The organism is Pseudooceanicola sp. NS-SX8 (genome assembly GCF_057380755.1).
In genome coordinates this window covers 3,709,224-3,721,116 of the sequence record NZ_CM170819.1, presented here as the reverse complement: position 1 = coordinate 3,721,116, position 11,893 = coordinate 3,709,224, and the positions used below count along the sequence as shown (strand labels likewise).

The 11,893-nt window shown below is 68.3% G+C and carries 10 protein-coding genes; 8 read left to right on the top strand and 2 right to left on the bottom strand.

The features are described from left to right. Positions 1–145: 145 nt before the first annotated feature. The 6 genes from AC2IR1_RS17025 (at position 146) to cysG (ending at position 5,994) form a co-directional block, all read left to right on the top strand. The gene (locus AC2IR1_RS17025) at positions 146–370 is read left to right on the top strand and encodes a hypothetical protein (protein ID WP_486473159.1); all 225 of its coding nucleotides are present in this window, start codon (positions 146–148) and stop codon (positions 368–370) included. A gap of 87 nt (positions 371–457) precedes the next feature. Further along, positions 458–1,282 carry an urease accessory protein UreE gene (locus tag AC2IR1_RS17020; RefSeq protein WP_486473158.1) on the top strand — a complete coding sequence of 275 codons (825 nt, stop codon included), beginning with the start codon at positions 458–460 and terminating at the stop codon, positions 1,280–1,282. Positions 1,283–1,370: 88 nt separating this feature from the next. Further along, positions 1,371–1,997: an urease accessory protein UreF gene (locus AC2IR1_RS17015; protein ID WP_486476432.1), complete on the top strand. Its 627-nt coding sequence runs from the start codon at positions 1,371–1,373 to the stop codon at positions 1,995–1,997. Positions 1,998–2,064: 67 nt separating this feature from the next. Beyond that, positions 2,065–2,691 carry an urease accessory protein UreG gene (gene ureG / locus AC2IR1_RS17010; RefSeq protein WP_486473157.1) on the top strand — a complete coding sequence of 209 codons (627 nt, stop codon included), beginning with the start codon at positions 2,065–2,067 and terminating at the stop codon, positions 2,689–2,691. A gap of 38 nt (positions 2,692–2,729) precedes the next feature. Continuing rightward, complete coding sequence (locus tag AC2IR1_RS17005; protein ID WP_486476431.1) at positions 2,730–4,178, top strand: TrkH family potassium uptake protein; 1,449 nt, start codon at positions 2,730–2,732, stop codon at positions 4,176–4,178. Between the two features lie 379 nt (positions 4,179–4,557). Then, positions 4,558–5,994, top strand: a complete 1,437-nt coding sequence (cysG, locus tag AC2IR1_RS17000) for a siroheme synthase CysG (protein WP_486473156.1) — start codon at positions 4,558–4,560, stop codon at positions 5,992–5,994. A 133-nt stretch (positions 5,995–6,127) separates the two neighbouring features. Here the strand turns inward: cysG and AC2IR1_RS16995 are convergent, their stop codons facing one another. After that, a complete protein-coding gene (locus AC2IR1_RS16995; RefSeq protein ID WP_486473155.1) occupies positions 6,128–7,933 on the bottom strand; it encodes a serine protease in 1,806 nt (601 codons plus the stop codon). A gap of 350 nt (positions 7,934–8,283) precedes the next feature. On the opposite strand from AC2IR1_RS16995, the gene AC2IR1_RS16990 reads away from it, so the two are divergent. Together AC2IR1_RS16990 and AC2IR1_RS16985 are read left to right on the top strand one after the other, a co-directional pair. Further along, complete coding sequence (locus AC2IR1_RS16990) at positions 8,284–9,237, top strand: glycine--tRNA ligase subunit alpha (protein WP_486473154.1); 954 nt, start codon at positions 8,284–8,286, stop codon at positions 9,235–9,237. 5 nt (positions 9,238–9,242) lie between these two features. Then, a complete protein-coding gene (locus tag AC2IR1_RS16985; protein WP_486473153.1) occupies positions 9,243–9,764 on the top strand; it encodes a DUF6446 family protein in 522 nt (173 codons plus the stop codon). Between the two features lie 319 nt (positions 9,765–10,083). On the opposite strand, the gene AC2IR1_RS16980 is transcribed toward AC2IR1_RS16985, so the two are convergent. Continuing rightward, positions 10,084–11,868 carry a purine-cytosine permease family protein gene (locus tag AC2IR1_RS16980; RefSeq protein WP_486473152.1) on the bottom strand — a complete coding sequence of 595 codons (1,785 nt, stop codon included), beginning with the start codon at positions 11,866–11,868 and terminating at the stop codon, positions 10,084–10,086. Positions 11,869–11,893: the final 25 nt, after the last annotated feature.

The following is an 11,893-nucleotide window of genomic DNA, read 5'->3' as shown; positions in this document are numbered from 1 at the left end:
GGGTCTGCGCGAGCCTTAAAAACAAGGCTTTCTGCGTTGCGGCATGCGCATGGCAGTCCTTCCGGATTGAAATTGGTAAGGGCGCAGGAACTGACTTATTGTCGGTGTCAAGCAAAGCACATCACCGAACATAACGAGGTCTCCCATGGCTACCGTTTCCAGCCACATTCCCGCTTCCACCGGCTTCTCCGGCAAACTGTCCGCGATCGCCGACAGCTTCGTAAATGCAATGGCCGCCTACATGGAACGCCGCACCCGCTCCGACCAGATCGCGGCGCTGAACGCCAAGTCGGATGCCGAACTCTCCAAGCTGGGCATCACCCGCGACGAGATCCCGGCCTACGTCTTCCGCGACCTCTTCTACGTCTGATTGCCCTCCCTCCGGCCGGCGCCGCATCCGCGTACCGGCCCGGACGGGCAGCTGTCGGGGAATGTTTCCCAGTGAAGGAGGCGCGTCATGTCTGATCGCGCCCCGGTTATGAGAGCTCTGACAGCCCTGAGATCCGCCGAAACGGACGCATCCCGTTTCGCCGACTGGGTCACGCTCGACTACGAAGAGCGTTTCCTGCGCCGCAAGGGGCTGGTGACCGATGGCGGGGAACGTGTCCTCGCCGATCTGGCCCAGACCCTGTCGCTCGATGACGGCGATGCCCTGCAGCTGGAAGATGGCCGGCTGGTGGGTATCCGTGCCGCTGCCGAACCGCTTATCCGCATCACCGGCCCCGATCTGCCGCGGCTCGCCTGGCATATCGGCAACCGGCACACGCCCTGCCAGATCACGGCAGAGGCGCTGCTGATCCGCGACGACCGTGTGATCGCCGAAATGCTGCGCCACCTCGGCGCCGATTTCGCCTCCGTCTCCGCGCCCTTCCTGCCCGAAGGCGGCGCCTACGGCCATGGCCGCACCCATTCCCACGAACACGGCGCCACGCTGCACGACGGGGCGGGGCATGGTCACTCGCATGACCATTCCCACGACCATCACGGGCATGATCACCACCATCATCATGATCACGGGCACCACGATCACGAGCATGATCATGGGCACGTGCACGATCACGGGCACCTGCACCACCATTCCTCCCACGATGACGCCGATGCGCTGGTCGAAGACGAGGCGGCGCGCCATGCGCTGACCCACCGGCGGGGGCATGATCACGGGCACACCCATCACCATTCCTCCCACGATGATTTCGGCGCCCTGACCGAAGGCGTGGATGACGAAGGCCAGCCCCGGCAGAAGGGCCACGGCCCCTTCGGTGACGATGACCGCGACCACTGAGGCCCGCGTGACACCCTCTGAAACTGGCCCCGAAACTGGCCCCGAAACCGGCCTCGAAACCGGCCCCGACGCCCCGCGCGACCCGGCGATGATCCTGCATCGCTGGCTCTCGCCCTCCTATCCGGTGGGTGCCTTCGCCTATTCCCACGGGATAGAGGCCGCCGTGGCCGAGGGGCAGGTGACCGACACGCCCTCTGCCGTGCGCTGGATCACCGGCGTGATGGAGCATGGGGCAGGGCGCAATGATGCCATCCTGCTGGCCGCCGCATGGCGGGCCCCCGACGCCCCGGCCGTGGCGGAGCTTGCGGAGCTGGCCTCCGCGCTCGCCCCCTCCTCGGGCCGCCGGCTGGAGACAGAGGCACAGGGCGCCGCCTTCGCGCGCACGACGGCGGCGGTGCAGGGCATCGACCTGGCCCCCGCGCCCTATCCGGTGGCGCTTGGCCGGGCGGCGCGGCTCCTGTCGCTGCCCCTCGACATGACGCTCCGGCTCTTCCTGCTGGCCTTCGCCTCCAACCTGACCTCCGCCGCGATCCGGCTGGTGCCGCTGGGTCAGACCGACGGCCAGCGCCTGCTTTCAGCGCTCGAACCCCGGCTGGAGGCGCTGGCGGTGCAGGCGGCACCGGGTGACCTCGACGCGCTGGGGTCTTCTGCTGTAATGTCCGACATTGCGGCGATGCGGCAGGAAGTCCTGACGACCCGCCTGTTCCGCTCCTGACGACCGCGCCCCGGAAGTTGACACCCCGGAAGATCATTCGCGGGAAGACCAAGAAAGAGGTGACCCCATGACCAGCTCCCCCCACGGCCCGCTCCGGATCGGCCTCGGCGGCCCGGTCGGCGCCGGAAAGACCTCGCTCACGGCGTCCCTGTGCCGGGCTCTGCGCGATCACCTCTCCATCGCCGTGGTCACCAATGACATCTACACCCAGGAAGATGCCGAGGCGCTGGTGCGCATGCAGGCGCTGACCTCCGACCGCATCCGCGGCGTGGAAACCGGCGGCTGCCCCCATACCGCGATCCGCGAGGATGCCTCGATCAACCTCGCCGCCATCGACGATCTGACGAAGGCCTTCCCCGATCTCGACGCCGTCTTCATCGAATCGGGCGGCGACAACCTCTCGGCCACCTTCTCCCCCGAACTGGCGGATGTGACGATCTACGTGATCGACGTCGCCGGGGGGGAGGAGATCCCCCGCAAGGGTGGCCCCGCCGTCACCCGCTCCGACATCCTTGTGATCAACAAGACCGACCTCGCGCCCTACGTCGGCGCCGACCTGTCGGTGATGGAACGCGATGCGAAGGCGCAGCGCGGCGCGCGGCCCTTCGTCTTCACCAACCTCAAGACCGGTGAAGGCCTGCCCCGCATCCTCGACCTGCTGGCCGAGATCGGCGGCCTGGCCGTGCCCGCCTGATGCGCAACTGGGATCTGCCCCGGGGGCAAAGCCTGACGCTGATCGACTTCCGCCCCGTGGGCTATGTCGTCGGCATGCTGGTCACGGTTCTGGCGGTCACCATGCTGGTGCCCATGGCGGTGGACCTTGCCGATGGCAACGGGCACTGGCCGGTCTTCTTCGAAAGCTTCCTGGTCAGCTTCACCATCGGCGGGCTGACCTGCCTGGCCTGCCAGAACGGCGCCCGCGAAGGGCTGACCCTGCAGCAGACCTTCATCCTGACGACCGGGCTCTGGGCCATGCTGCCGCTCTTTGGCGCGCTGCCCTTCATGCTGGGCGCGACCGAAGCCTCCTTCACCGACGCCTATTTCGAGGCGATGTCGGGCATGACCACCACCGGATCGACGGTCTTCACCAACCTGCAGGACCTGCCGCGCGGGCTGAACCTATGGCGCGGGATCCTGCAATGGCTGGGCGGTATCGGCATCATCGTCGTGGCCATGGTCTTCCTGCCCGAACTGCGCGTCGGCGGCATGCAGGTCTTCCGCTCCGAAGCCTTCGAGACGATGGGGAAGATCCTGCCCAAGGCCTCCGCCATCGCGGGGCAGATCTCGGTCATCTACGTCGGGCTGACGGTGGCCTGCATGATCACCTACCTGCTGCTGGGGATGGATCCCTACAACGCGACGGTCCATGCGCTGACCACGCTCTCCACCGGGGGCTTTTCCACCTCGGATGCCAGCTTCGGCGCCTTCCAGGGGCCGATGGAATACGCCGCCTCCTTCTACATGATCGCCGCCGCGCTGCCCTTCGTGCGCTACGTGCAGATGCTCAACGGCAACCGCATCGCGCTGTTCCGCGACAGCCAGGTGCGCGGCTTCATCTATACGATCCTGACGCTGGTGCTGGTCTCCTCCGGGGTGCTCCTGTCGATCTTCCCCCACCACTGGGAACAGGCCTTCCGCGAAAGCCTCTTCAACATCGTCTCGATCATCTCGGGCACCGGCTATGCCTCGGTCGATTACATGCAGTGGGGGCCGTTCCTGATCACGCTGTTCTTCTTCATCGGCCTGATCGGCGGCTGCGCCGGCTCCACGGCCTGCTCGGTGAAAATCTTCCGCTACCAGATCCTGATCGCCTCCATCAAGGCGCAGATCCGCCGCATCCACTCCCCCCACGGGGTGTTCTCCCTGCGCTACGACGGCAAGCGCCTGGACGAGGACGTGCTGGCCTCCGTCATGTCCTTCTTCGTCTTCTTCACCGTCTCCGTTGGGGTCTTCTCGGTGGCGCTGGCGCTGACCGGGCTCGACTTCATCACCTCGCTCTCGGGGGCGGCCACGGCGCTGGCCAACATCGGCCCGGGACTGGGGCCCATCATCGGGCCGGCGGGCAACTTCGGCCCGCTCAACGACACCGCGAAATGGGTGCTGATCATCGGCATGCTTTGCGGGCGGCTGGAGCTGATGGTGGTCTACGCCATGCTCACCCTGCGCTTCTGGCGCGGGTAGGGCGGGGTTCACCCCGCCTCGGGCGGCCGACGGCGGCCAAAGGCGGGATGGCTCCCGCCCTACGGGTGTTGCGCTTGCGTTCGCCGACGGCGGGGTGAACCCCGCCCTACGGGTGTTGTGCTTCCGTCCGCCAAAGGCGGGGTGAACCCCGCCCTACGAGCCTCGCGCCCCGGCCGCCGAAGGGGGGATGGGGCGGCGCAGGGGAAAACCGCGGCGACAAGTAAAACTTGCCCGAATCCGCCACCTGCGCCATAGTTCCCCCATAGCGGCAACGGCGCCGCTCTCCTCCCGACGATTGGGATCCCTGGCAGGGTTGCTTCCCCGGCGCGCCTCACGCGCCCGGCAGCGACCTTTTTCGCGTTTCGATCGGAGTGAGCAGATGAAAAGCTTCCCCATGTTCCTGAAGATGTCCGGCCGCCGCGTGGTGATCTGCGGTGGCGGGGCCGAAGCCGCCCGCAAGGCCCGCCTTGTCCTGAAGACAGAGGCAGAGATCCTGCTGGTCGCCCCCGAGCTCGATCCAGAACTGGCGGGCCTCGTGGCGTCGGGGCGCGCGCTGCATCAGCCCGCCGCCAGCGCCGGCACCTTCGACAACTGTGTCCTGGCCTTCATCGCCACCGGCGACGAGGACGAGGAACTGATGCTGGCCCGCCACGCCCGCGCCGCCGGCGCCGTGGTCAACGTGGTCGACCGGCCCGAACACTGCGACGCCTGGACCCCCTCCATCGTCGACCGCGACCCGGTCGTCGTGGCCATCGGCACCGAAGGCACCGCGCCCGTCCTTGGCCGCTCCATCAAGACGGAGATCGAGGTGATGCTGCATCCCCGCCTGGGCAGCTTCGCCGCCCTCGCGGGCCGCCTGCGCGATGCCGTGGCCGAAAGGATCGCCCCCGATGCGCGCCGCCGCTTCTGGGAATGGGTCTATACCGGCCCCGCCTTCGCGAAACACCGTGCGGGCGATGAACATGCCGCCGCCGACATGCTGAAAACTGCCATCGCCGCAGGGCAGGCGCCCGCAGGTGGCGGTCGCATCGCGCTGGTCGGCGCAGGCCCCGGCGCCCGCGACTTGCTGACCCTCCGCGCCGTCCGCCACCTGCAGGAGGCCGACGTGATCTTCTACGACCGCCTCGTTGATCCCGACATCCTCGAACTGGCCCGCCGCGACGCCGATCGCGTTTTCGTCGGCAAGGAGGTCGGCGCCTGCGCCTGGCCACAGGATCGCATCGACGCCGTCATCGTGGCCGAGGCGAAGAAGGGCCGCCGCGTGGTGCGGCTCAAGTCCGGCGACCCTTCGGTCTTCGGTCGCGCGACAGAGGAAATCGACGCCGCCCGGGCCGAAGGCATCCCGGTTGAAATCGTGCCGGGCGTCACCGCCGCCTCCGCCGCGGCCGCCGCGCTGACCCGTCCGCTGACCGAACGCGGGCAAAGCGATGCCTGCGTCTTCGTCACCGGCACCTGCCGCCCCGGCGATCCGGCGCCCGACTGGACCGGCCTCGCCCGGCCCGGCACCACGCTCTGCATCTACATGGGCGTCGCCCGCGCGGGCGAAATCGCCTCGGGCCTGATCGCGGCGGGCGTGCCGCCCCGGGCCCGGGTGGAGATCGTCTCCAACGCCTCCACGCCCCGCGAACGCCGGGCCGAGGCGGAGCTGGCCACCCTGGCGGAGACCATCGCGCAGGAGGGCATCGCCAACCCCGCCATCCTCATGGTCCGCCACGACAAGAGCCTCGCGCAGGTCGGGCCAGAGTTGGGGGCAGAGTTGGGGGTAGAGATCGGTATCGCGCCGGTCGCGTTCACCGCACGGAAACGCACGGCATGAAAAAGCGCCCCGAAAGGGGCGCTTTTGCCTTGTTCTCAATCTGGCCTGTTTCTCGATCTGGCCTGTCAGGCGCAGGGTTGCTGCCGGGCAGGGGCCGGCCGGGATTGCATCCGGCCCCGGTGAGATCCGGGTGCTACTCCCAGCACTCCACCAGCACCGTGACCTCTTCGGCCATGCGGGTCAGGGCCTCGGGGGTCATCTCCGGCGCGCCGGTGGCGCCGGTGGGGGACAGGCCGTTGGCGCTCATCATGTCCGCCAGGGTCAGCGCGGGCACGGCAAAGCTGACGCCCTCGGGCAGGCGGCGCTCGCCCGCGTCGGGATCCGCCGCCAGACCGATCAGCGCACCGCTGCGGTCGAAGACCGGGCCGCCCGCGTCGCCTGCCAGCGTCTTCATGTCCAGCCGGGTCACGTCGTCCTGGCCGTCCAGGCCGCGCACGTCGGCAAGGCTGCCCCAGGTCACGCTGGGCGCCCCCAGCAGGCCTTCGTAGCTGAACCCTGCGACCGCGACTTCCGACCCGATGCGCGGGCTGGCCATGGCCAGACGGGCCACCGACATGGGCACCGTGGCGACCGAGGGGGTCAGCAGGGCCAGGCCGCTGGCCGGATCGCTGGCCGTGACCGTCGCCTCCACGCCGTCCTGCGCGCCGTTGCCGATGGTCACCCGACCGCAGCTTTCCACGGCGGAGGCCAGCGTCAGCACGGCCCCCCGGTCACTGACATAGACGCCGGAGCGGCCCCGGACGGGCTTGCGCACCTCCAGGCCGGAAATCAGGTCCACGCTCTGGCCCTGGGCCGCGCCCGCGTCATGCGGCAGGACACCGGCCACGCGGGTAAAGCTCGCCTGCATGGCTTCCAGCAGCCGCGTGCGCCGCTCCTCGTCGCCGGCGGGCCAGGTCAGGATGAAGCCCTTGATCTGCCCGTCCTGCAGGCTGGCCTCGGCATGGCTGACGACGCGGGAACTGCGGCCCTCGATCTCGAAGCTGGCGCTGCCACGCTGGCGCGGGCCATCCTCGGGGATGATCGCCAGGGTCTGCAGGATGTCGTAGAGGCCGTAAAGCGTGTCCTGGTCGCCCGCCTGGCTGATCAGGATCACCTGCGCGTCCAGCTCGCCGGTGGCGGCGTAGAAGGCGAAGGGCGCCTGGTAGCGGTCGAAGGCCACGGCGCCAAGCGGCATGTCCATGCGGATGCCCGCGCTGGTATCGGTCTTGGAGGCCAGGCCCAGCCCGTCCAGCACGGCATTGTACTGTCCCAGCAGGGCAGCGCGCTGCGCCGTGGTCAGGATGCCCGTCACGTCATAGCCGTTGGCCTGCTGCCAGCTGGCCATGGAATTGCGGGTGCCGCGGCCAAAGGCGCCGTCGATGGCGCCGTTGTAAAAGCCCGCCCACTGCAGCGCGATCTGCAGCTGGTCCCGTTCCGCCCGGTTCAGCAGGGATTCGCTGCGCCGTGCCTCCGCCGGGGTCTCGTCCGGCAGGCCCGCGCCCAGGGCCGCCGCCAGGCCGCTCTCGGCCTCATCCGCCGCAGTTTGCCCCGCGGCATCATCCTGTGCCAGGTCGTCGCCCTGCGCGCCCTCGGGCGCCGGGGTGGCGCCGGCGGCCGGATAGACCTGCTCGGCGAACCAGTTGGGATAGGCGATGTAGCTGTCCGGCGGGATCCGCCCCTCGGATCGCAGCACCCGCAGAACCTCGCCCGCATCGGCACGCGAATAGGGTCCAAGCGCGATGGCGTAGTACCCGTTGCCAAGGGAGAAGCCGTTCACGTCGGACAGGTAGCCCTGGTAATAGCTGATCGACTCCTGCATCTGCGGCTGGCTCGGCTGGGATTCGATCTGCACGTAGACCTGCCCCGAGGTCTGCCCCGAGGTCTGGGCGCTGACGGGCAGGGGCGGCGCGGCAAGCAGAAGAACAAGCGCAAGCAGCGGCGCGAACAGGAAACGGGACATGTAATGGCCTCTCGGGAAAGGGTCTCAGGCCCCTTCTACCGCCTGCGGCCCCCCCGTCCGCAAGGGGTTTGAGGGCGGCGCCCGTGCCAGCAGGCCAAACTGTTGCCCCCGGACAAGTGAACCGGCCGTTCCGGCACGCCCGGGCCGACACCCGCGCAACCCGCAGTTGCTTGCGCCCCGTCCGGCACCGCCCCTCCCGAACCCGACCCCGAACCCGGGCCCCGGCGCCGCGCGGGCAGGGCGCGGTGGTGACACACCATTGACCCTGCGGGTCGCCGCCCGTAATCAGTCCCCTGACCTGCGCGTGCCGCTCCGGGCGCGCCATTGCCGTTGCCGCGAAAGGGATGGACATGTCCGCGACCCGCATCGAGAAACCCCGCTCCTTCCAGGAGATCATCCTGCGCCTGCAGACCTACTGGACGTCCAAGGGCTGCGCCATGATGCAGCCCTACGACATGGAAGTGGGGGCGGGCACCTTCCACCCGGCCACCACCCTGCGCTCCCTCGGGTCCAAGCCCTGGGCCGCCGCCTACGTGCAGCCCTCGCGCCGCCCGACGGATGGCCGCTACGGCGAAAACCCCAACCGCCTGCAGCACTACTACCAGTACCAGGTGCTGATCAAACCCAGCCCGCCGAACCTGCAGGACCTCTACCTCGGCTCCCTCGAAGCCATCGGCATCGACATGGAGCTGCACGACATCCGCTTCGTCGAGGACGACTGGGAATCCCCCACGCTCGGCGCCTGGGGCCTGGGCTGGGAAGTCTGGTGCGACGGCATGGAAGTGTCGCAGTTCACCTACTTCCAGCAGGTTGGCGGCCACGACTGCCACCCCGTCTCGGGCGAACTGACCTACGGGCTGGAACGGCTCGCCATGTACGTGCTGGGCATCGACCACGTGATGGACATGCCCTTCAACGATCCGCAGGCCCCGATCGCGCTGACCTACGGCGATGTCTTCCGTCAGACCGAGCAGGAATACTCCCGCTGGAACTTCGACGTCGCCAATACCGAAATGCTGCTGAAGCACTTCGAAGAGGCAGAGGCCGAATGCGAGGCGATCCTGAGCCAGGCGCATGACGATCCCAAGACCGGCAAGCGCATCGTCATGGCCCACCCGGCCTATGACCAGTGCATCAAGGCGTCCCACCTCTTCAACCTGCTGGATGCGCGCGGCGTGATCTCCGTCACCGAACGCCAGGCCTACATCGGTCGTGTCCGGGCGCTGGCCAAGCAATGCGCCGATGCCTTCGTGCAGACCGAAGCGGGCGGCTGGACGGCCGACAGCGCCGAAACGGCGGCCTGACGCGGATGCTGGCGCGCGTCCTGATCGTGGGGCTTCTGCTCACCGCCGTGGTGGCGGGCGGGGCCATCTACTATCTTCAGGAATATGCCTATTACGACCGGGTAGAGGGGGCGAGCGTCTCCCTCACCACCACGGCGGGCATGGAAACCTCCTTCCCCGCCACGGGGATAGAGGCGATCGACGCCGACAGTTCGCCCATCCGCTACCGGGCCTGCTTCTTCAACGCCGCAGCCACCCCCGACATGTCCGCCTACGAACCCTATCCGGATGCCGAACCGCTGGAAGGGCCGCGCTGGTTCCGTTGCTATGACGCGGATGAAATCGGGGCAGAGCTTGAAAGCGGCCGGGCGCAGGCCTTCCTGTCGGTGAAGAACATCCGCTACGGCATCGACCGCGTGGTCGCCATCGACCGCGACGGGCGCGGCTGGGTCTGGCACCAGATCAACGCCTGCGGGGCAGAGGTCTTCGACGGTCACCCCGCCCCCGAAGGCTGCCCACCCCCGCCCGAAGGCATCGCCCGCCAGTAAGCGCTGGCCCCTGGGCACGGGCCGGAAACCTCGGGCCACCAATTCACCCACCAGAACGCACCAGAACACCGGGCGGCGATATCCCCCGGTCCGCAGCCTGCCGCCCCGCCGTCCGACCCGGCCAAGGGGCAGGGCGCCCTTTGTGGTGCAAGAGGTGCCGGGCAGGGCACGCAGCGCCGCACCGGGACCACCGGCAAAAGAAGATCACTGGCAAAAGAAGACCACCGCCAAAAGAAAGACGGCGGACCTTTCCGGGTCCGCCGTCTCTCGTTTCTGTCGGGGGCGTTCTGCCCCAGATCTCGGGTTTGCCCGGTGTGGCTCAGCCCTCGTTGGCGTCGGTCACCCGCATGGCCAGCACCGCCAGCACGAAGTAGCACAGGGTGCAGGCCATCGCGATCACCTGGAAGCTTTCGCGCAGGGCGACCAGCGTTTCCTCGGTGGGGGTCAGCCAGGCCAGGCGCACCGCCATGGCGATCATGGTGAACAGCATCACCGCCGCCCCGCCCAGAAGCCACTTGGCCAGCCGCGCCGTATGTTCTGCCGAAGGATCGTCTTCCTCCTCGGCTTCTTCCTGCGCGGCGGCTTCCTTGGCCTCCCGGCGTTCCTCGAAGGCTTCCAGCGCCTCTTCGCGTTCGGCCTGCTGGGCCTCCCGCTTGGGCCAGTTCTTCTGCGCGCCCATCACCCAGGCCAGCGCCGGATAAAGCGCGAAGGCCAGCAGGTATTCCGGCAGGAAGACCACGTAGAAGCTGATCAGGCCGCTGGTATGGCTCGCGATGGCAAAGGCCAGGGCGATGCCCCAGGTCAGCAGGGCTGCCGGGTTCACGTTATGGCCGTGGTAGCGCGACCAGTAGCGGGTCATCCCCAGCTTCGGCATCAGGTAGTGCTCCGCCAGGACGATGGCGCCCACCGGCGACAGCAGCATGGCGCCATAGACCGTCAGCGGCATGACCGAACGTGCCACGAAGGGGAAGCAGGCGCCGACGGCGATGATCACGCCGACGATGGCCGTCACCTTGCCGCGCGACATCGACGGCATCAGCGTGCTCGCCGCCAGACCCGCCCGGTAGAGACAGGCGTTCGCCGTGGTCCAGCCGGCGCAGATCACCACGATCACGCCCACGTAGCCCAGGGTGGCGAAGGCCACGTCGGCACTGTCCAGCCCGGCCAGCGGCACACCCACCAGCAGCGCGGCACCCGCACCCATCAGCCCGGCCGCGATCCAGCCCACGTAGTGGCCAAGGAACATCCCCACGCCGGAGAAGAGCCCGTAGGCCTTCTTCCGTGCGAAGCGGAAGATCGCCATGTCGATCAGGCCGAGGTGCACCATGGCGCCATTGGCCCAGGCAAAGGCCGCGACCTCCCAGACGGAAATGCCTGGATCGCCCGCAGGCGTCACCCCGGTCCAGATCGTCCGGTCCGCCGCGTCCAGGAACCCGGCCCAGCCGCCAAAGCCCGTGGACCCGGTCGCCCCGATCGCCAGCACCGGCAGCGCCACCGCCGCCCCGCAGATGAAGCAGGCCAGCATCCAGGGCGCGCAGATCGTCGCGAAATTCGCCATCATCTCGAACCCGTTGGCGGCCACCACGACCACCACGGCCGCCAGCACCAGCGTCACCAGCACGAAGCTGGCCGAGGTCGGATACCATTCCAGCTGCACCGGGATGCCAAGCGCGAAGCGCAGCGCATAGGCCGAGACGGTGATCATCGCCGCCGCAAGCGAGCCGTAGAACAGCAGGATCGCCAGGTTGTAGATCTTGCTGAAGTAGGGCCCGGCGATCTGTTCGAGGTAGGCAAACAGCGACCGCCGCGTTTCCACCGCGATCGGCGCGGTGACAAGGGTCCAGCTCAGCACGGCCATCAGATTGCCCATCAGAAGGCCCAGCAGAACTTCCCGGGTGCCGACACCCATGGTCACGAAGGTCACGCCGATGATGAATTCGGTGGCCGCGATATGTTCGCCGCCGAACAGCCCCGCGAAATAGCGCCAGCCGCGCACGTGGCGGGCAGCCGGTGGAATGGCATTGCGCAGATGTCGGGGGGAAGGGGAGGGGGAGGGAGACTTTATGTTCCGGCTGCCGAAGCCGGGTTCACTGGCAAGGGTCATGAAACCTGTTATGTTGTTTCCGTTA